The sequence below is a fragment of the Pseudomonas fluorescens group sp. PF-1 genome (genome assembly GCF_054481335.1).
Genome location: NZ_JBTMNG010000002.1, coordinates 1,290,583 through 1,309,759 on the forward strand (window position 1 = coordinate 1,290,583; position 19,177 = coordinate 1,309,759).

At 58.6% G+C, this 19,177-nt stretch carries 18 protein-coding genes; 13 read left to right on the forward strand and 5 right to left on the reverse strand.

Annotation, left to right across the window (positions count from 1 at the left end; translation table 11 throughout):
* The first annotated feature begins 3 nt into the window (after positions 1-3).
* The 7 genes from ACX3YD_RS20505 (at position 4) to hisC (ending at position 5,870) form a co-directional block, all read left to right on the forward strand.
* Positions 4-657, forward strand: coding sequence for an MlaC/ttg2D family ABC transporter substrate-binding protein (locus tag ACX3YD_RS20505; RefSeq protein WP_047537745.1), 654 nt, complete (start codon positions 4-6; stop codon positions 655-657).
* Positions 654-959 carry an STAS domain-containing protein gene (locus tag ACX3YD_RS20510; RefSeq protein WP_047537747.1) on the forward strand — a complete coding sequence of 102 codons (306 nt, stop codon included), beginning with the start codon at positions 654-656 and terminating at the stop codon, positions 957-959. The genes ACX3YD_RS20505 and ACX3YD_RS20510 overlap by 4 nt, the downstream gene beginning before the upstream one ends.
* Positions 960-1,073: 114 nt before the next feature.
* Positions 1,074-1,313, forward strand: a complete 240-nt coding sequence (locus ACX3YD_RS20515) for a BolA family protein (protein ID WP_047537750.1) — start codon at positions 1,074-1,076, stop codon at positions 1,311-1,313.
* Positions 1,314-1,335: 22 nt separating this feature from the next.
* Positions 1,336-2,601 (forward strand): UDP-N-acetylglucosamine 1-carboxyvinyltransferase, encoded by a 1,266-nt coding sequence (murA, locus tag ACX3YD_RS20520; protein ID WP_090467169.1) that lies wholly within the window; start codon positions 1,336-1,338, stop codon positions 2,599-2,601.
* A gap of 126 nt (positions 2,602-2,727) precedes the next feature.
* Positions 2,728-3,363, forward strand: coding sequence for an ATP phosphoribosyltransferase (gene hisG / locus ACX3YD_RS20525; RefSeq protein ID WP_008018703.1), 636 nt, complete (start codon positions 2,728-2,730; stop codon positions 3,361-3,363).
* A gap of 126 nt (positions 3,364-3,489) precedes the next feature.
* A complete protein-coding gene (gene hisD / locus ACX3YD_RS20530) occupies positions 3,490-4,815 on the forward strand; it encodes a histidinol dehydrogenase (RefSeq protein WP_047537758.1) in 1,326 nt (441 codons plus the stop codon).
* A gap of 2 nt (positions 4,816-4,817) precedes the next feature.
* Positions 4,818-5,870, forward strand: coding sequence for a histidinol-phosphate transaminase (hisC, locus tag ACX3YD_RS20535; protein WP_103403983.1), 1,053 nt, complete (start codon positions 4,818-4,820; stop codon positions 5,868-5,870).
* 58 nt (positions 5,871-5,928) lie between these two features.
* Here hisC and ACX3YD_RS20540 read toward each other — a convergent pair whose 3' ends face one another.
* The 3 genes from ACX3YD_RS20540 to algW all read right to left on the reverse strand — a co-directional run bounded on the left by ACX3YD_RS20540 (position 5,929) and on the right by algW (position 10,014).
* A complete protein-coding gene (locus ACX3YD_RS20540; protein WP_103403982.1) occupies positions 5,929-6,648 on the reverse strand; it encodes a DUF4198 domain-containing protein in 720 nt (239 codons plus the stop codon).
* A gap of 12 nt (positions 6,649-6,660) precedes the next feature.
* Complete coding sequence (locus ACX3YD_RS20545; protein WP_458960859.1) at positions 6,661-8,766, reverse strand: TonB-dependent siderophore receptor; 2,106 nt, start codon at positions 8,764-8,766, stop codon at positions 6,661-6,663.
* Between the two features lie 87 nt (positions 8,767-8,853).
* Complete coding sequence (gene algW, locus ACX3YD_RS20550) at positions 8,854-10,014, reverse strand: Do family serine endopeptidase AlgW (RefSeq protein WP_103403980.1); 1,161 nt, start codon at positions 10,012-10,014, stop codon at positions 8,854-8,856.
* 103 nt (positions 10,015-10,117) lie between these two features.
* Between algW and ACX3YD_RS20555 the strand changes: the two genes are divergently transcribed.
* The 6 genes from ACX3YD_RS20555 to ACX3YD_RS20580 all read left to right on the forward strand — a co-directional run bounded on the left by ACX3YD_RS20555 (position 10,118) and on the right by ACX3YD_RS20580 (position 15,887).
* Positions 10,118-10,876, forward strand: coding sequence for a Nif3-like dinuclear metal center hexameric protein (locus ACX3YD_RS20555; protein WP_047537773.1), 759 nt, complete (start codon positions 10,118-10,120; stop codon positions 10,874-10,876).
* Positions 10,877-11,142: 266 nt separating this feature from the next.
* Positions 11,143-12,060 carry a sulfate adenylyltransferase subunit CysD gene (cysD, locus tag ACX3YD_RS20560; protein WP_034147080.1) on the forward strand — a complete coding sequence of 306 codons (918 nt, stop codon included), beginning with the start codon at positions 11,143-11,145 and terminating at the stop codon, positions 12,058-12,060.
* A 9-nt stretch (positions 12,061-12,069) separates the two neighbouring features.
* Positions 12,070-13,968: a sulfate adenylyltransferase subunit CysN gene (gene cysN / locus ACX3YD_RS20565; RefSeq protein WP_090467177.1), complete on the forward strand. Its 1,899-nt coding sequence runs from the start codon at positions 12,070-12,072 to the stop codon at positions 13,966-13,968.
* A 367-nt stretch (positions 13,969-14,335) separates the two neighbouring features.
* Positions 14,336-14,920 carry a hypothetical protein gene (locus tag ACX3YD_RS20570; protein ID WP_458960860.1) on the forward strand — a complete coding sequence of 195 codons (585 nt, stop codon included), beginning with the start codon at positions 14,336-14,338 and terminating at the stop codon, positions 14,918-14,920.
* Positions 14,901-15,173 carry a hypothetical protein gene (locus ACX3YD_RS20575; protein WP_458960861.1) on the forward strand — a complete coding sequence of 91 codons (273 nt, stop codon included), beginning with the start codon at positions 14,901-14,903 and terminating at the stop codon, positions 15,171-15,173. The genes ACX3YD_RS20570 and ACX3YD_RS20575 overlap by 20 nt, the downstream gene beginning before the upstream one ends.
* 105 nt (positions 15,174-15,278) lie before the next feature.
* Positions 15,279-15,887 (forward strand): hypothetical protein, encoded by a 609-nt coding sequence (locus ACX3YD_RS20580; RefSeq protein ID WP_458960862.1) that lies wholly within the window; start codon positions 15,279-15,281, stop codon positions 15,885-15,887.
* Positions 15,888-16,122: 235 nt separating this feature from the next.
* Here the strand turns inward: ACX3YD_RS20580 and ACX3YD_RS20585 are convergent, their stop codons facing one another.
* Together ACX3YD_RS20585 and pta are read right to left on the reverse strand one after the other, a co-directional pair.
* Positions 16,123-17,037, reverse strand: a complete 915-nt coding sequence (locus ACX3YD_RS20585) for an acyltransferase (protein WP_458960863.1) — start codon at positions 17,035-17,037, stop codon at positions 16,123-16,125.
* The gene (pta, locus tag ACX3YD_RS20590; RefSeq protein WP_047537783.1) at positions 17,038-19,137 is read right to left on the reverse strand and encodes a phosphate acetyltransferase; all 2,100 of its coding nucleotides are present in this window, start codon (positions 19,135-19,137) and stop codon (positions 17,038-17,040) included.
* Between the last annotated feature and the right edge of the window lie 40 nt (positions 19,138-19,177).

Consider the following 19,177-nt stretch of genomic DNA (forward strand, 5'->3'; position numbering starts at 1 on the left):
TAAATGATCTCAATCTTGCGACGTGGCCTGTTGGTATTGCTCGCGGCCCTGCCGTTGGTAGCTAATGCCGTGGCGGCGCCTTCCGCGCACGATCTGGTACAGGACACGACCAATCGGTTGCTCGCCGACCTGGCGGCCAACAAAGAGAAATACAAGAAGGACCCGAATGACTTTTATGCGGCGCTGAACACCATCGTCGGCCCCGTGGTGGATGCCGAAGGTATTTCCAAGAGCATCATGACGGTCAAGTACTCGCGTAAAGCCACCCCTGAGCAAATGAAGACCTTTGAAGAAAACTTCAAGAAAGGTTTGTTCCAGTTCTATGGCAATGCGCTGCTTGAGTACAACAACCAGGGCATCGTCGTTGACCCTGCCAAGGATGAGTCGGGCGACCGCACCAGCGTCGGCATGACGGTCAAGGGCAGCAATGGCGCGATCTATCCAGTGCAGTACACACTCGAGAAGATCAATGGCGAGTGGAAGCTGCGCAACGTCATCATCAACGGCATCAACATCGGCAAGCTGTTCCGCGATCAGTTCGCCGATGCAATGTCGCGCAATGGCAACAACCTGCAGGCGACCATCGACAATTGGGCAGGGGAAGTTGCCAAAGCCAAGGCCGCTACCGAAAAAACCGACCAGAAGCCAGCCCAATGAGTGATTCTGCCGTTCGCATGAACGAAACCGGCGAACTGTTGCTCAGTGGCGTGCTGGATTACCGCACCGGCCCAGGCCTGCGGGAGCAGGGGCAGGCGCTGATCAAGTCCAGCAAGGCTGCGGCCCTGGTGATCGATTGTTCGGCGGTGGAGAAGTCCAGCAGTGTTGGCCTGTCCTTGCTGCTGTGCTTCATGCGAGATGCCCAGGCGGCCGGCAAGGCGCTGAGCATCCGCGGGATGCCCGAAGACATGCGCGAAATTGCTCAGGTCAGTGAGCTGACCGAGCTGTTGGCGCATCCCTAACCCGCATCGATAAAGTAGCCCCCCGTCAGAGTCCTGCTTCGCGGGGTTCGCAGGCGCGGGGCTTTTTTGTATGATGTCCGACCCGCGCGCACAGGGCGCCGATTGAGGTTGAGCATGCAGGCCACCGAAGTGAAGAGCTTCCTTGAAGGAAAGCTGCCAGGAACTCAGGTAGAAGTTGAGGGCGAAGGCTGCAATTTCCAGCTGAACGTGATTAGCGATGAACTGGCGGCATTGAGCCCGGTCAAGCGTCAGCAGCAGATCTATGCCCATTTGAACCCGTGGATCACCGATGGCAGCATCCACGCGGTCACTATGAAATTTTTCAGCAGCGCGGCCTGGGCCGAGCGCACCTGAGCCCAAGGGCGTCGAGATTCTTATGGATAAATTGATTATTACTGGCGGAGCTCGTCTTGACGGCGAGATCCGCATCTCCGGGGCAAAGAACTCTGCCCTGCCGATCCTGGCTGCGACGCTGCTGTGCGATGGCCCTGTGACTGTGGCGAACCTGCCGCACCTGCACGACATCACCACCATGATCGAGCTGTTCGGTCGCATGGGCATCGAGCCTGTCATCGACGAGAAACTGGCCGTCGAAATCGACCCGCGCACCATCAAGACCCTGATCGCTCCGTACGAGCTGGTGAAAACCATGCGTGCGTCGATCCTGGTACTGGGCCCGATGGTTGCCCGTTTCGGTGAAGCCGAAGTCGCACTGCCTGGCGGTTGCGCCATCGGTTCGCGTCCGGTTGACCTGCACATCCGTGGCCTCGAGGCCATGGGCGCGGTCATCGACGTCGAAGGCGGCTACATCAAGGCCAAGGCGCCGGAAGGCGGCCTGCGTGGCGCGCACTTCTTCTTCGACACCGTCAGTGTGACCGGTACCGAGAACATCATGATGGCCGCCGCTCTGGCCAAGGGCCGCAGTGTACTGGCCAACGCCGCACGCGAGCCTGAGGTCGTCGACCTGGCGAACTTCCTGAACGCCATGGGCGCCAAGGTTTCCGGTGCTGGCACCGACACCATCACCATTGATGGCGTCGAGCGTCTGCACACCACCACTTACAAAGTGATGCCCGACCGTATCGAAACCGGCACCTATCTGGTCGCCGCTGCGGTGACTGGCGGTCGCGTGAAGGTCAAGGACACCGATCCAACCATCCTCGAAGCCGTTCTGGAAAAACTCCGGGAAGCGGGGGCGGAAATCACCTGCGGCGAAGACTGGATCGAACTGAACATGCACGGCAAGCGGCCGAAAGCCGTCAACGTGCGCACTGCACCGTATCCGGCGTTCCCGACTGACATGCAAGCGCAGTTCATTTCCCTCAACGCCATTGCCGAAGGCACGGGCGCCGTGATCGAGACGATCTTCGAAAACCGCTTCATGCACGTTTACGAACTGCACCGCATGGGCGCCAAGATCCAGGTCGAAGGCAACACCGCCATCGTGACCGGCACCGAAAAGCTCAAGGGCGCGCCAGTCATGGCGACCGACCTGCGTGCTTCGGCCAGCCTGGTCATCTCGGCGCTGATCGCCGAAGGCGATACCCTGATCGATCGCATTTACCACATCGACCGTGGTTACGAGTGCATCGAAGAGAAACTGCAGATGCTCGGCGCCAAGATTCGCCGCGTACCGGGCTAGTTCCTGCTGCATGGGCATAAGGACATGCCCGTTGAATTGTTGAAGTCGAGCCGGATTCCGGCTCGACGTGTGTCCGGCGCCGTTTGCGACCGGGCATGAGTACCTTGATAAGGACTGACGTTTCCCATGTTGACCATCGCACTGTCCAAGGGCCGCATCCTTGATGACACCTTGCCGCTTCTGGCTGAAGCAGGCATCGTGCCGACCGAGAATCCGGACAAGAGTCGCAAGCTGATCATCCCCACGACCCAGGAAGATGTACGCCTGCTGATCGTGCGTGCCACCGATGTGCCGACCTACGTCGAGCATGGCGCCGCCGACCTGGGTGTCGCCGGTAAAGACGTGCTGATGGAATACGGCGGCCAGGGCCTGTACGAGCCACTGGACCTGCAAATTGCCCAGTGCAAACTGATGACGGCCGGCAAGGTCGGCGCAGTCGAGCCCAAGGGCCGTCTGCGTATCGCCACTAAATTCGTCAACGTTGCCAAGCGTTACTACGCCGAACAGGGCCGCCAGGTCGACATCATCAAGCTTTACGGTTCGATGGAGCTGGCGCCGCTGATCGGCCTGGCCGACAAGATCATCGACGTGGTCGACACGGGTAACACGCTGCGGGCCAACGGTCTGGAGCCACAGGACTTCATTGCTGCCATCAGCTCCCGGCTGATCGTCAACAAAGCTTCGATGAAAATGCAACACGCCCGTATTCAGGCGTTGATCGACACCCTGCGCAAGGCAGTGGAGTCTCGACACCGCGGCTGATTCACCTGCGCGACCTTGAGTCGCGCCCGTCTATCCGCCTCATAGCCAGAATTCTCAGGTGCCCAAGCGGAAACGACTGCTAAGTTAGGGCGCCTGAGTTTTTGCCAATCCTATGAGGCTCTCGCTATGACCGCACCGACTGCAATTCGCCGACTCAACGCTGCTGACCCGGATTTCGCACATCATCTGGATCATCTGCTGAGCTGGGAAAGTGTGTCTGACGACTCGGTCAATCAGCGGGTGCTGGACATCATCAAGGCCGTGCGCGAGCGTGGCGATGCCGCGCTGGTGGAATTCACCCGTCAATTCGACGGGCTCGATGTCGCGTCAATGGCCGACCTGATCCTGCCGCGCGAACGCCTGGAACTGGCGCTCACGCGCATCACGGTAGCGCAGCGCGAAGCCCTGGAAAAAGCTGCGGCCCGCGTGCGTAGCTACCACGAAAAGCAGAAACAGGACTCCTGGACTTACACCGAGGCCGACGGCACGGTGCTGGGCCAGAAGGTCACGCCGCTGGACCGCGCCGGCCTGTATGTGCCGGGCGGCAAGGCGTCGTACCCGTCGTCAGTATTGATGAACGCCATTCCAGCCAAGGTGGCCGGTGTGACCGAAGTGGTCATGGTGGTGCCGACTCCCCGTGGCGAGATCAATGAGCTGGTGCTGGCCGCCGCCTGCATCTCCGGCGTCGACCGCGTGTTCACCATTGGCGGTGCACAAGCTGTCGCCGCGCTGGCCTACGGCACCGAAAGCGTGCCGAAGGTCGACAAAGTGGTGGGGCCGGGCAACATCTATGTCGCCACCGCCAAGCGCCACGTGTTTGGTCAGGTCGGTATCGACATGATCGCCGGCCCGTCCGAGATCCTCGTGGTGTGCGACGGTCAGACCGATCCGGACTGGATCGCCATGGACCTGTTCTCCCAGGCCGAACACGATGAAGACGCCCAGGCGATCCTGGTCAGCCCCGACGCCGATTTCCTCGACAAAGTGGCCGCCAGCATCGCCAGGCTGATGCCGACCATGGAGCGCGCGCAAATCATCGAAACCTCGATCAATGGTCGTGGTGCGCTGATCCAGGTTCGCGATATGGCCCAGGCCATCGAAGTGGCCAACCGCATCGCGCCGGAGCACCTGGAGTTGTCGGTAGCCGATCCGCAAGCCTGGCTGCCGCAGATCCGCCACGCCGGTGCGATCTTCATGGGCCGTCACACCTCCGAAGCCTTGGGCGACTATTGCGCGGGCCCCAACCACGTGTTGCCGACTTCCGGCACCGCGCGGTTCTCCTCGCCGCTGGGTGTTTACGACTTCCAGAAGCGCTCGTCGATCATCTTCTGCTCCGAGCAGGGGGCGTCCGAGCTGGGCAAAACCGCTTCCGTGCTGGCCCGTGGCGAGTCGCTGACCGCCCACGCCCGCAGTGCCGAATACCGTATCGTTGACGAACAAAAGGGAAACTGAGCATGAGTAAATTCTGGAGCCCGTTCGTCAAGAATCTGGTGCCTTACGTACCGGGCGAGCAGCCGAAACTGGCAAAACTGGTGAAGCTCAACACCAACGAAAACCCGTATGGCCCATCGCCCAAAGCACTGGCCGCCATGCAGGCCGAGCTGAACGACAACCTGCGGTTGTACCCGGATCCGAACAGCGATCTGCTCAAGAATGCGGTCGCCGGGTATTACGGCGTGCAGAGCAATCAGGTGTTCCTCGGCAACGGGTCCGATGAAGTCCTGGCGCACATTTTCCACGGCCTGTTGCAGCACGATCAGCCGCTGCTGTTCCCGGATATCAGTTACAGCTTCTATCCGGTCTACTGTGGTCTGTATGGCATCCGTTTTGATGCGGTGCCGCTGGACGAGCACTTCCGGATCGACCCGGCGGACTACGCCAAGCCGAATGGCGGGATCATTTTCCCCAACCCGAATGCGCCGACCGGTTGCCTGCTGGCCCTCGACGCCATCGAGCAAATCCTCAAGGCCAGCCCGGATTCGGTGGTCGTGGTGGATGAGGCTTACATCGACTTCGGCGGAGAAACCGCGATCAGTCTGGTGGACCGTTATCCGAACCTGCTGGTGACTCAGACGCTGTCCAAGTCCCGATCCCTGGCGGGTCTGCGGGTAGGTTTGGCGGTGGGTCATCCTGACCTCATCGAGGCGCTGGAGCGGATCAAGAACAGCTTCAACTCCTATCCGCTGGATCGGATGGCGAATGTCGGTGCGGCGGCCGCGTTTGAAGATCGTGAGTACTTCGACAAGACGTGCCGGCTGGTCATCGAGAGTCGCGAGCAGTTGATTGCACAGCTGCAGGCCAAGGGTTTCGAAGTATTGCCGTCGGCAGCGAACTTCATTTTCGCCCGTCACCCGCAGCACGATGCGGCGGGGCTGGCGGCGAAGTTGCGTGAGCAAGGCGTGATCGTCCGGCACTTCAAGCAGGAGCGGATTGCGCAGTTCCTGCGGATTTCCATCGGTACGCCTGAGCAGAACCAGGCATTGATCGACGGTTTAGGCGATCTGTAAACCATCCCCGATCCTGTGGGAGCGAGCTCGCTCCCACAGTGTTTAGTGTTGTTTTGACTTACTCGTGATGCGGTTCGCCCAGGAATGTCAGCGAACTGAACAAACCACGACTGCTCACGTCAGCGCTGTCCTTCACCGGCACTTCCACCTGAGCCGAAATCACATTCAGCCCTTCATTGCGCACCAGCACTTGCGCCCGGCCGTGCGCGTCGGTTTCGGTGCTCAAGGTGTTCGGCGCATTGCGGTAGTCACCCACCAACTTCACCCCGGCCGCCGGTTTGCCATCCAGTAGCACACGCACCGGCAGCGAATTGCCCGGCCCCACGGTCAGCGGATCGACCTCCGGCAAAATCAGCAACTTCAGCTGATCAAGCCTGGGCAACCTGGCGGCCGGCTGATAAATCGCCAGGCTGTACTTGAACGTCTGTGTCGACTCGATCGCGCCCGGTACTTTGCTGCGCCCCTCGTTGACCCATTTCTTGTCGGCGGTCTGCGACCACATGCCATTGTCCAGTGCCACGGCGATCACCGCGGGCGCTTTCAGCGGTTGCAGGCGCGCGTGATCAGGCAGGCGCTGGACGGTCACCGGAATCATTTTCCCGCTGATGTCATACGCCCAGGCGCCGCTGATTTTCTGCGCCTTGAAGGCATTGTCCTCGGCGCCGTGGCCGTAAATCACTTCAATGTTGCCGCGACGTTGTTCGGTCCAGAGACCATGGGCCGAGACCTCATGGGTGAACAATAGACCGAGCAGGGCCAGGGATTTGAGAGAGGGCATGGGGACGTCCTTTTATAGAGTGAGTGTCAGGCTGACGGTGAAGTTGCGCGGCTCGCCGGGGTTGACCCAGTAGTTGCTGTAGGAACGCTCGAAGTATTTCTCGTCGAAAATGTTGTTGAGGTTCAGGCCCACAGTGACGTTGTCGCTGGCCTTGTAATGGGCCAGCAGGTCGACCGTGTGATAAGCCGGCAATTCGAAGTCGCTACCGGCTTCGCCCGAGCGGTCACCGACATAGGTGAAGGCCGCACCGAGATCTGAACCGCGCAAGCGACCGTCCTGAAACGCATAAACCCCCAGCAGACTGCCGCTGTGTTTGGCGACGCCGAGAATGCGGCTCCCGGTTGGAATGACCTTGTCGCCTTCGGTGACTTCAGCATCGATGTAGGCGAACGCGCCGATCACCCGTACGGCATCGGTGACTTGCCCGGCGACTTGCAGATCGAATCCCTGGCTGCGGGCCTTGCCCATGGCGCGGCTGGTGTCGGTGCCCGGGTCGAGGGCGAGGACGTTTTTCTTTTCGATATGGAAGGCGGCGAGGGTGCTGCTCAAACGGTCGTCGAACAGCTCGCTCTTGATCCCGATTTCATGGCCAACACCTTCTTCCGGATCAAAGGATCTGCCGGCGGCGTCCAGGCCATTGTTCGGTTTGAACGAAGTGGAGGCGTTGGCGAACAGGCCGATTTCGGGTGTCAGCTGATACAGCAGTCCGGCCCGTTGCGTAAGGGCGTCGTGGTGCTGGCGGCTGGTGGAGTTGCGCGTGTGATCGTCGATGCTTTGCTCGAACCGTTCGAGACGCGCACCGAGCATGCCTCGCAACGTGTCAGTGAAGAGGATCTGATCCTGCAGGTTCAGGGCTCGGCTTTCGACGTGTTCGAAGAAGTCAGTGCCGGAACGTGCACCGCCCGGTTTCGGCTGGCCATAGACCGGTTGGAAAATGTCGATGGCGTAGGGGCTGCCGGCGATGGTCGTCACGCGCTCGTTCTTGCGGTAGTTCTCGTATTCACTGCCGATCAGTAGTTCGTGCTGCCACGGGCCCGTGTCGAATAATCCGCGCAGTTCGAGTTGGGTAATGCTGTCGTGCCAATCGTTGTCACGCTCGCGGTAGCGACGGTTGACGGTGTGGCCATCGGCATTCAAGGCGCGCGCTTCCGAGGCAAAGCCCCAGAGTTTGCCTTGCTTGTAGTGACTGGCCAGGCGCAGTTTCCAGGCGTCATTCAGGTGATGTTCGAGCGCGGCTTGCAGCAGGTTGTTGTGGTTGTCGATGTCGCCATCGTTGGGTTCGCCGAGGAAGGTCGAACGAGAAACGCCGCTCCACGCGTTGTTCGGCGCGACGATGCCGCGGTCGAACGTGGAGCGGTGGCGCACGAACTCGCTTTCCACCAGCAGCGTCGTGTCGGGATTGAGTTGCCAACTGAAGGAGGGCGCGACGAACACCCGCTCACGGTCAACGTGATCGCGAAAGCTCTGGCCGTCCTCGATGGCCAGGTTTACCCGCGACAGCACGTTGCCGTACTCATCCAATGGGGTGTTGACGTCCAGCGCGGTGCGGTAGCGATCCCAACTGCCAGCGCTGGTGTGCAGGGTGGCGAAGGCTTCGGGCCGGGGCTTTTTGGTGACGATATTCACCGTACCGCCCGGATCGCCTCGACCGTAAAGACTGGCAGCAGGGCCTTTGAGCACTTCGATGCGTTCGATACTCACCACGTCCGGCGTGCTCGGGTAGCCGCGATTGGCGCTGAATCCGTCCTTGTAGAATTCCGAGGTGGTGAAGCCGCGCACGCTGTATTCGTAGAGCGTCAGGCCGCCGAAGTTGTTCTGTTTAGACACGCCGCCCGCGAAGTCCAGTGCACGCTCGACGCTGATGCTGCCCAAGTCGTCGAGCACACTGACGGGAATCACGCTGATCGATTGCGGGATGTCGCGAATGGCGGCGTCGGTTTTGGTTGCGCTGGAAGAGCGGGTGGCGCGGTAGCCATCGACTGGGCCGGTGGCGGATTCGTAATCTGAAGTGACGCTGATTGCGTCCAGTTCGAGGGTTTGCGGTTCTTCGGCTAAGACCGGATTCCCCAGCAGCCCGAGGGCAAGACTTGCCACGGAGGCCTTTGTTCGAGACGACATGTTATGTTGTTCCAATTACCAGAATTGAAACAATATAACATATCTAATGAGAATGTCTGCCAATGGCCCGAAATGCTCGGGCCAGGTTTAGTTTTCTTCTTTTTCCTTCACCGGAGCCGGCGGTGGACGCAAGCCGATTTCCGCGGTGAGCTTGAGTTCCTTGCCGTTGCGCATCACTTGAACAGTGACCTTGTCAGTCGGTTTGATCCGCGCGACCTGATTCATCGAGCGACGGCCATCACCGGCCGGTTCGCCGTCGATGCTGAGGATTACATCGCCCAATTGCAGGCCAGCCTTCTGCGCCGGGCCGTCGCGGAAAATCCCGGCGACGACGATGCCCGGGCGTCCAGAAAGACCGAAGGACTCCGCCAGCTCCTGGGTCAATGGCTGCACTTCAATACCCAGCCAGCCGCGAATCACCTGGCCGTGCTCGATGATCGACTTCATCACTTCCATTGCCAGTTTGATCGGGATCGCGAAGCCGATGCCCTGGGAGCCACCGGACTTGGAAAAAATCGCCGTGTTGATGCCGGTCAGGTTGCCGTTGGCGTCGATCAGCGCTCCGCCTGAGTTGCCAGGGTTGATCGCGGCGTCGGTCTGGATGAAGTCTTCGTAGTTGTTCAGGCCCAACTGGTTACGCCCGGTCGCACTGATGATGCCCATGGTCACGGTCTGGCCGACACCAAACGGGTTGCCGATGGCCAGGGCCACATCGCCAATACGGATGTTGTCGGAACGGCCGACAGTGATCGCCGGCAAGTTCTTCAAATCGATCTTCAGCACCGCGAGGTCGGTCTCCGGGTCGCTGCCGATCACCCGGGCCAGGGTTTCGCGCCCGTCCTTGAGCGCGACCACTATCTGGTCGGCACCGCTGGTCACGTGGTTGTTGGTCAGGATGTAGCCTTCCGGGCTCATGATCACGCCCGAACCGAGGCTCGACTCCATGCGTTTCTGCTTGGGCGAGTTGTCGCCGAAGAAACGGCGGAACTGCGGATCTTCGAACAACGGGTGGCTGGGTTTGTTGATGACTTTGGTGGTGTACAGGTTCACCACGGATGGCGCGGCCGTGGTCACTGCGTCAGCATAGGACACCGGACCTTGCTGCATGCTGGTGGTCTGCGGGGCTTGCTGCAGATTGACGTCGAGGCTTGGCAGCCCGACCCACTGCGGGTAACGCTGGATTATCAACAGAGCGACAAGCACGCCGGCCAGTAGCGGCCAGCCGGAAAAACGCAGCGCCTTGAGCATTAAGCACGTCCTGAGAGGGTTGCAGGCGGTATCGGACCGCCCATAATGTCGCGCATTATACGAGGCCGCGCGTGCCTCTGAACGGGATATTTAGGAGTCTTTCATGGCCGTCGCCTTGAGCACCCTGGTCGAAGAAGCCGACCGTTACCTCAGCAGTTCGAAAATTGCCGATTACTGCCCCAACGGCCTGCAGGTCGAAGGCCGGCCGCAAGTGATGCGCATTGTCAGTGGTGTCACCGCCAGCCAGGCGTTGCTCGATGCCGCCGTGGAAGCCAACGCCGACCTGGTGCTGGTGCACCATGGCTATTTCTGGAAGGGCGAAAACCCGTGCATCACCGGCATGAAGCAGCGTCGCCTGAAGACCTTGCTCAAGCACGATATCAGCCTGCTGTCCTATCACCTGCCGCTGGATCTGCATCCGGACGTCGGCAACAACGTACAGTTGGCTCGGCAACTCGACATCACCGTCGAGGGCCCGCTGGACCCGGACAACCTGAAGATTGTCGGTCTGGTCGGTTCGTTGAGTGAGCCGATGATGCCTCGGGATTTTGCCCGCCGGGTCCAGGAAGTCATGGGTCGCGAGCCATTGCTGGTCGAGGGCAGCGAGATGATTCGTCGGGTCGGTTGGTGCACGGGGGGCGGTCAGGGCTATATCGATCAGGCCATTCTTGCGGGTGTCGATCTGTACCTGAGCGGCGAGGCCTCGGAACAGACGTTCCACAGCGCGCGGGAAAACGACATCAGCTTCATCGCCGCCGGCCACCACGCCACCGAGCGTTATGGCGTTCAGGCACTGGGTGACTATCTGGCGCGCAGATTTGCGCTAGAGCACATCTTCATCGATTGCCCGAACCCCATCTGACAAAACGCAATCCCTGTAGGAGCGAGCCTGCTCGCGATGAACCCGAGAGCGCCGCGGGGTGTCAGGCCCCCAGCGTTATCGTTGACGACCATCGCGAGCAGGCTCGCTCCTACAGGGGGGGGCGGTGCGTTCTGCCCAAACGAGGGGGCATATTCATATGCTCTTTCGTTCTAGTTGGCGTCCTGATTAGAAGTGGGCGCTGTGCTAGGATTCCCCGCTCGAACACGGCCCGCTGGCCGTTCATAAGAAAGCTTTCGTGAGTAGCCATGGTCGACAAACTGACGCATCTGAAACAGCTGGAGGCGGAAAGCATCCACATCATCCGCGAGGTGGCCGCCGAGTTCGATAACCCGGTGATGCTGTACTCCATCGGTAAAGACTCCGCCGTGATGCTGCACCTGGCACGCAAGGCGTTTTTCCCTGGCAAGCTGCCGTTTCCGGTGATGCATGTCGACACCCGGTGGAAATTCCAGGAGATGTACAAGTTCCGCGACAAGATGGTCGCCGAGCTGGGCCTGGACCTGATCACCCATGTGAACCCGGACGGCGTGGCGCAAGGCATCAACCCGTTTACCCACGGCAGTGCCAAGCACACCGACATCATGAAGACCGAAGGCCTGAAACAGGCGTTGGATAAATATGGTTTCGACGCCGCTTTCGGTGGTGCCCGTCGCGATGAAGAGAAATCCCGCGCCAAGGAGCGCGTGTACTCGTTCCGCGACAGCAAGCACCGCTGGGATCCGAAAAACCAGCGCCCGGAACTCTGGAACGTCTACAACGGAAAGGTCAACAAGGGCGAATCCATTCGTGTGTTCCCATTGTCGAACTGGACCGAACTGGACATCTGGCAGTACATCTACCTTGAAGGCATCCCGATCGTCCCGCTGTACTTCGCCGCCGAGCGTGAAGTCATCGAGAAGAACGGCACGCTGATCATGATCGACGACGAGCGCATCCTCGAACACCTGAGCGATGAAGACAAAGCGCGCATCGTCAAAAAGAAAGTGCGTTTCCGTACCCTTGGCTGCTACCCGTTGACGGGCGCGGTGGAGTCCGAGGCCGAAAGCCTCACGGACATCATTCAGGAAATGCTCCTGACGCGAACTTCCGAGCGCCAGGGCCGTGTCATCGACCACGATGGCGCCGGCTCGATGGAAGACAAGAAACGTCAAGGTTATTTCTAAGGGGCTGTCATGTCGCATCAATCTGATTTGATCAGCGAGGACATCCTCGCCTACCTGGGCCAGCACGAACGTAAAGAGCTGCTGCGCTTCCTGACCTGCGGTAACGTCGACGACGGCAAGAGCACCTTGATCGGGCGTCTGCTGCACGACTCCAAGATGATCTACGAAGATCACCTGGAAGCCATTACCCGCGACTCGAAAAAAGTCGGCACCACCGGCGAAGACATCGACCTGGCGTTGCTGGTCGACGGCCTGCAGGCCGAGCGTGAACAAGGCATCACCATCGATGTCGCGTACCGCTATTTCTCCACCGCCAAGCGCAAGTTCATCATCGCCGACACCCCAGGCCATGAGCAGTACACCCGCAACATGGCCACCGGTGCATCCACCTGTGACCTGGCGATCATCCTGGTCGACGCCCGTTACGGCGTGCAGACCCAGACCCGTCGCCACAGCTTCATTGCCTCGCTGTTGGGCATCAAGCACATCGTCGTCGCCATCAACAAGATGGACCTCAAGGACTTCGATCAGGGCGTGTTCGAGTCGATCAAGGCCGACTACCTGAAGTTCGCCGAAGGCTTGAAGATGAAGCCTACGAGCATGCACTTCGTGCCGATGTCTGCCCTCAAGGGCGACAACGTGGTGAACAAATCCGAGCGCTCGCCGTGGTACACCGGCCAGTCGCTGATGGAAATTCTCGAGACCGTGGAAGTGGCGGGCGACCGCAACTTCACCGACCTGCGTTTCCCGGTGCAATACGTCAACCGTCCGAACCTGAACTTCCGTGGTTTCGCCGGCACCCTGGCCAGCGGCATCGTCAAGAAAGGCGACGAAGTCGTGGTCCTGCCGTCGGGCAAGAGCAGCCGCGTGAAATCGATCGTCACTTTCGAAGGCGAGCTGGAGCATGCCGGTCCCGGTCAAGCGGTGACGCTGACCATGGAAGACGAAATCGACATCTCCCGCGGCGACCTGTTGGTCCACGCCGACAACGTGCCGCCCGTCACCGACAGCTTCGAAGCAATGCTGGTGTGGATGGCTGAAGAGCCGATGCTGCCGGGCAAGAAATACGACATCAAGCGCGCCACCAGTTACGTGCCGGGCTCCATCGCCAGCATCGTCAACAAGGTCGACGTGAACACCCTCGAAGAAGGCCCGGCCAGCGCATTGCAGCTGAACGAAATCGGTAAGGTCAAAATTGCGCTCGATGCGCCGATTGCCCTCGACGGCTACGAAAGCAACCGCACCACCGGCGCGTTCATCATCATCGACCGCCTGACCAACGGCACCGTGGGCGCCGGCATGATCGTCGCCCAGCCTCTGGTACACGGCAGCGCCACGCACCACGGCAAACTGGCCCACGTCGCCACCGAAGAACGCGCCCAGCGCTTCGGCCAGCAACCGGCCACCGTGTTGTTCAGCGGCTTGTCGGGCGCAGGCAAGAGCACCCTGGCTTATGCCGTGGAGCGCAAGCTGTTCGACATGGGCCGTGCGGTGTATGTGCTCGATGGCCAGAACCTGCGTCACGACCTGAACAAGGGGCTGCCACAGGATCGCGCCGGGCGTACCGAGAACTGGCGTCGTGCCGCGCACGTGGCGCGTCAGTTCAACGAAGCCGGTTTGCTGACCCTGGCGGCGTTCGTTGCGCCGAGCTCCGAAGGTCGTGAACAGGCCAAGGAACTGATCGGCAAAGAGCGTCTGCTGACGGTTTACGTCCAGGCTTCGCCAGCGGTCTGTGCCGAACGCGATCCACAAGGCCTGTACGCGGCGGCCGGCGATAACATCCCTGGCGAGTCCTTCCCGTACGACGTACCGCTGGATGCCGATCTGGTGATCGACACCCAATCGCTGTCGCTGGAAGAAAGCGTCAAGCAAGTGCTGGATCTGCTGCGCAAGCGTGGCGCGATCTAAGCTCAAAGCAGCGGCAAGCTTCTAGCTTCAAGCTGCAAGAAAAAGCCCGCAGACAGGTAACTGTCTGCGGGCTTTTTTTGTGCTCGGAAAAACGCGTGAATGGCCAGCGTTATTGGTGCTTTGGAAATGGACTACAGGGATATCGGAAATCGGTAAGTTACATTTGTTTGCATAGGAAGATACTGTTGTTAGCAGGTATGAGGTTGATATCTGTTTCGGTTTTTTTGGGGGGGCGAAAAGAAAATACAAAGTGCAGGTTTTTTGAATTTTGAGCGCTCTGAAATATTAAGGTTTAAAGAGTTGGATTTATCGGCGATAAAAATCTGAGTTTCGAGCGGTGCCAATCCCTTTCAGGTGTGAGTGTTAAATGTTGTTTTTGATAGGCGTTCTGGAGGTGGGTGTGCGTGCAAAAAATTTATATATCCCTCCTGAATATATTGCCGGGGTCGGTGAGGTTGTTCTTTTACTATTTTTGTTTGTTGGTCTGGTTGTTGCTTCTATTTTTATGTATGGGGGAATACAGGAGATTCCTCCCTTGCCGGAACGGCTGGTTATGGAAAATGCTTATTTGTATAGAGATGTTTCGCAGTCAAGAGCTACGTCATCTTTATATTTGAGGGTCGGGCTGGATGAGGATGCCTATAACTACATTATTGAAGCTTCTGCGAGTGACATTCAGCACCTGAATTTGAGGAAGGGACAAAAATTATGGGTTGCTGTGGATTCAGATCGGACTAAACGGTTTGTTTGGTGGGTCTATGATGTTGATACCAATTTGTTGATCAGTCGTAAAGATATATTGCTTTGGATAAGATCAAATAACATTGGATGTTATTTTGTATTGGTTGGCTGGTCAATTATATTGTCTTACTTGCTGTTGGTAATTGTTCGGAATGGAATTTGGAACAGGGTTGTAGCGAAAAGGAGAGCGTATGAAAATCGAACGCATTGATAATGGAATATATGTGATTGATGGCTTTCTGACGGAAAGCGAAGAAGTCGCCATAAACCTTTTGCTCAAGGGAGCTGTCTGGAGATACAACTGGCCAAATTATGAAGAGCTGCCCTTTGTCAGGCCCTGCTGGCACGTGTTTATCGCGGTGTTTTGTCTAGTTTCGAAAAATACAAAGCGCTGGAGCTTTGCGTTTAAGCGATCTGAGGTATTTCAGTTAAAGAAGTCGGGCTATTCGGTGCGCAAGATTTGAGATTCGAACGATTCCGAGCTTAGTCAGGTGTTGAATCCTTAATGTGATTTTCGATTGGCGTTCTGGGGGGGGTGCCTGCAAAGCACCAAGCTGGCAGGACCTTATGTGCCGATTGTGAGCATTCCAGCCAATATGGTTGCCGGTACTATTACTTTCCTGAAAATTGGAGTGGATGTCAGGGATGGCAAAGGATTTAGTTACGGTGATGTGATCAGTCTTATCGGGAATGTTGCAGGTGTGATTGCTGTCTTTGCTGTTTTAGTCGAGGCACCATTCATAATCATAGGTACCGCTAGTGTTGTAGGGGGCGCCGCTGGTTTGTACTCAATTAGTGATTCAGGCATTTTCAAGGAGGTTTTAAAGAGTGCTGCAGTCTTCTTTAGAGATAATGATTTGGATAACTACCTTGATTACGTCTGTGCACCCGATATGAGGATAGTGCACAAGGAAACTCTGAGGGTGGCGTACGGTAATCAGATGCTTTCTTGTAATTGGTTTTCTGCAACCGGCGAATTTTTGCCTTCTGCGATAGCTGTATTCAACGAAAATATCGGGGGAGGGGGATCTTATGCTCCTGCGCCTTTTGTTCCTCCACCACCGCCGCCTGAAAATATCGCAACAGTAACGATCGGGCCACTTGAAATAGGTGGTAACCCTGATGATACCGGTGACGAATATGGGTGCTGTACAAGCGGTAGTGATGGTTATATTTAACAGGCCGCACTGCAAGGCTAGTGGTGTTTAAGCAAACAATCCTTGGTTTTGGATAAAAGCGCGATTGAGTGCGAGTCGATTCAAGTCCGCGTCATACTGGGGCGTGCAGCTCATTACTGATAGAGGCCAGCCTATCCGAATATCAAGTTCTTGCCATGCAGGCAGTGAGCATTAGCCGGTAATGAAAAACCCGCCGATGAGTGATCATCGGCGGGTTTTTTTCAGATTGAATCGATCAAATGTGGGAGCGTTTGTCTGGATATTCCCGATGCATCCGCCCCAGCAACGCATCCTTGTCTTCCCAAAGCTGATTGATCCAGCCCTGAAACTGCAGGCGATACTCACCGTCCTGGTCGTAGTTCTTGCCGATAAACTGAGGCGGGATCTTCAGTTCCTGAAAATGCACCACCACATCCGCAATGTTCCCGCACAGCAAATCCCAAAAACCGGGACGCCCGGCGGGGTAGTGGATGGTCACGTTGACGATGGATTCCAGCTGTTCACCCATGGCATCCAGCACAAAGGCAATGCCGCCGGCCTTGGGTTTGAGCAGGTATTTGAATGGTGATTGCTGCTGGGCATGCTTGCCTTCGGTGAAGCGCGTGCCTTCGACGAAGTTGAAAATCCCCACCGGATTATTGCGGAACTTTGCGCAGGTCTTGCGGGTGGTTTCCAGGTCTTTACCTTTCTTTTCCGGATGCTTCTCCAGGTAGGCCTTGGAGTAGCGCTTCATGAACGGGAAGCCCAGCGCCCACCACGCCAGGCCGATCACCGGGACCCAGATCAGTTCTTGCTTGAGAAAGAACTTCAGTGGCTGGATGCGGCGGTTGAGCACGTATTGCAGCACCAGGATGTCGACCCAGCTCTGGTGATTGCTGGTGATCAAGTACGAATGCTGGTAGTCCAGGCCTTGCAGGCCGCTGATGTGCCAACGGGTGCGACGGACCAGGTTCATCCAGCCTTTATTGATACTGATCCACGCTTCGTGGGTATGGCTCATCAACCATCCGGCGATGCGCTGGGTCAAGGAGAACGGCAGTGCCTTGATCAGCGCCACGCAGAACAGGAATGAGCACAGCAGGATTGTATTGAGTGCCAATAGCAACGAAGCAATGACACCGCGCACGGCGGCAGGTAGAAAAACCAGCATTTAAACGTCCATAGGTCGGTTGGCTGCCTGGATCGCGGTCAACGCGATGGTGTAGACGATGTCGTCGACTTGCGCACCGCGCGGCAAGTCATTCACCGGTTTGCGCAGGCCTTGCAGCATCGGGCCGAGGCTGACGCAGTCGGCGCTGCGCTGTACGGCTTTGTGAGTGGTGTTGCCGGTATTCAGGTCGGGGAACACGAACACCGTGGCGCGACCGGCCACCTGACTGTTCGGTGCCAGTTGCCGGGCTACGGTTTCGTTGGCGGCGGCATCGTATTGCAACGGGCCGTCGATCAACAGCGAGTTCTGTTGCTCATGGGCGAGCAGCGTAGCCTCGCGAACCTTCTCGACTTCTTCGCCGCTGGCCGATTCACCGCTGGAGTAACTGATCATCGCCACGCGTGGCGTGATGCCGAACGCTGCCGCCGAATCGGCGCTTTGCAGGGCGATCTCGGCCAGTTCGCTGGCGCTCGGGTGCGGGTTCATCACGCAGTCGCCATAGACCAGTACCTCTTCCGGAAACAGCATGAAGAACACCGACGAGACCAACGTGCAGCCCGGCGCCGTTTTAATCAGCTGCAGGGCCGGGCGAATGGTGTTGGCGGTGGAGTGGATGACGCCCGACACGAGGCCGTCGACCTCATCCAGCGCCAGCATCATGGTGCCGATCACCACGGTGTCTTCCAGTTGTTGCTCGGCCATGGGCGCGTTGAGGCTTTTGCTTTTGCGCAGGGCAACCATCGGTTCGACGTAGCGCTCGCGAATCAGGTCCGGGTCGAGGATTTCCAGCCCCGGTGGCAGCTCGATGCCCTGGGCGCGCGCAACGGCTTCAACGTCTGCCGGTTTGGCCAGCAACACGCAACGGGCAATGCCGCGGGCCTGACAGATCGCCGCGGCCTGCACGGTCAGCGGCTCGCTGCCTTCGGGCAGGACGATGCGCTTGTTGGCGTTCTGCGCACGCTGAATCAGTTGATAGCGGAATACGGCCGGCGACAGGCGCATTTCCCGTGGCGTGCCACAACGCTGGTGCAGCCAGTTGGCATCCAGATGGCTGGCGACGAAATCGGTGATGATTTCCGCGCGCTCGCGGTCGTCGATCGGGATTTCCTTGTTCAGGCCGTTCAACTGGTTGGCGGTGTCATAGGAGCCGGTGCTCACTGACAACACCGGCAGGCCCGCCTGCAACGCGCCACGGCAAAGGTCCATGATCCGTGGATCGGGCAGGGTGTCGCTGGTCAGCAACAGGCCGGCCAGGGGTACGCCGTTCATGGCGGCGAGGCTCACGGCGAGAATGATGTCGTCGCGGTCGCCGGGGGTCACCACGAGCACGCCCGGTTTGAGCAGCTCTACGGTGTTACGCATGGTGCGCGCGCAGATGATGATTTTGGACATGCGCCGGGTTTCGTAGTCGCCGGCGTTGAGCACTTGTGCGCCCATCAGGTCGGCGACGTCGCGGGTGCGCGGGGCGTTGAGTTCCGGCTGAAACGGAATGCAGCCCAGCAGGCGGAAGTCACCACTGCGCAACAGCGGCGAATGCTCCTTAAGGCGTGCGGCGAAGGCCTCCATGCTTTCGTCGGTCTTGACCTTGTTGAGGATCACGCCGAGGACTTTCGGGTCTTTCGGGCCGCCAAACAATTGCGCCTGTAACTCGACGCGACCGGACAGTTCGGTCAGCACTTCGTTTTCCGGCGCCGACACCAGGATCACCTCGGCGTCGAGGCTTTTGGCCAGGTGCAGATTGACCCGTGCGGCATAGCTGGCGCTACGGGTCGGGACCATGCCTTCGACGATCAGCACGTCCTTGCCGATGGCCGCCTGCTGATAAAGCGTGATGATTTCTTCGAGCAACTCGTCCAGCTGACCGTCGCCGAGCATGCGCTCGACATGGGCCAGGCCCAGTGGCTGTGGAGGTTTCAGGCCGTGGGTGCGGGCGATCAGTTCGGTGGAGCGCTCAGGCCCCGTGTCACCCGGATGCGGCTGAGCGATCGGTTTGAAAAAGCCGACCTTGAGGCCGGCACGCTCAAGTGTACGGACCAGCCCGAGGCTGATGGAGGTCAGACCCACACCAAAATCGGTGGGTGCGATAAAAAAAGTTTGCATGCGGATTCTCTGGAGGTGCATGGCAGTGGTGATCATCTAT

What these genes read in the sequence shown, in the direction of transcription:
- algW (WP_103403980.1), bottom strand. Translation starts at nt 10,014, where the DNA reads ATGCTCAAGGCGCTGCGTTTTTCCGGCTGGCCGCTACTGGCCGGCGTG.
- ACX3YD_RS20575 (WP_458960861.1), top strand. Translation starts at nt 14,901, where the DNA reads ATGAAAATCGAACGCATTGATAATGGAATATATGTGATTGATGGCTTT.
- ACX3YD_RS20585 (WP_458960863.1), bottom strand. Translation starts at nt 17,037, where the DNA reads ATGCTGGTTTTTCTACCTGCCGCCGTGCGCGGTGTCATTGCTTCGTTG.
- ACX3YD_RS20510 (WP_047537747.1), top strand. Translation starts at nt 654, where the DNA reads ATGAGTGATTCTGCCGTTCGCATGAACGAAACCGGCGAACTGTTGCTC.
- ACX3YD_RS20540 (WP_103403982.1), bottom strand. Translation starts at nt 6,648, where the DNA reads ATGCCCTCTCTCAAATCCCTGGCCCTGCTCGGTCTATTGTTCACCCAT.
- ACX3YD_RS20545 (WP_458960859.1), bottom strand. Translation starts at nt 8,766, where the DNA reads ATGTCGTCTCGAACAAAGGCCTCCGTGGCAAGTCTTGCCCTCGGGCTG.
- ACX3YD_RS20515 (WP_047537750.1), top strand. Translation starts at nt 1,074, where the DNA reads ATGCAGGCCACCGAAGTGAAGAGCTTCCTTGAAGGAAAGCTGCCAGGA.
- hisG (WP_008018703.1), top strand. Translation starts at nt 2,728, where the DNA reads ATGTTGACCATCGCACTGTCCAAGGGCCGCATCCTTGATGACACCTTG.
- ACX3YD_RS20555 (WP_047537773.1), top strand. Translation starts at nt 10,118, where the DNA reads ATGGCCGTCGCCTTGAGCACCCTGGTCGAAGAAGCCGACCGTTACCTC.
- ACX3YD_RS20505 (WP_047537745.1), top strand. Translation starts at nt 4, where the DNA reads ATGATCTCAATCTTGCGACGTGGCCTGTTGGTATTGCTCGCGGCCCTG.
- hisC (WP_103403983.1), top strand. Translation starts at nt 4,818, where the DNA reads ATGAGTAAATTCTGGAGCCCGTTCGTCAAGAATCTGGTGCCTTACGTA.
- ACX3YD_RS20570 (WP_458960860.1), top strand. Translation starts at nt 14,336, where the DNA reads ATGTTGTTTTTGATAGGCGTTCTGGAGGTGGGTGTGCGTGCAAAAAAT.
- cysN (WP_090467177.1), top strand. Translation starts at nt 12,070, where the DNA reads ATGTCGCATCAATCTGATTTGATCAGCGAGGACATCCTCGCCTACCTG.
- murA (WP_090467169.1), top strand. Translation starts at nt 1,336, where the DNA reads ATGGATAAATTGATTATTACTGGCGGAGCTCGTCTTGACGGCGAGATC.
- pta (WP_047537783.1), bottom strand. Translation starts at nt 19,137, where the DNA reads ATGCAAACTTTTTTTATCGCACCCACCGATTTTGGTGTGGGTCTGACC.
- hisD (WP_047537758.1), top strand. Translation starts at nt 3,490, where the DNA reads ATGACCGCACCGACTGCAATTCGCCGACTCAACGCTGCTGACCCGGAT.
- cysD (WP_034147080.1), top strand. Translation starts at nt 11,143, where the DNA reads ATGGTCGACAAACTGACGCATCTGAAACAGCTGGAGGCGGAAAGCATC.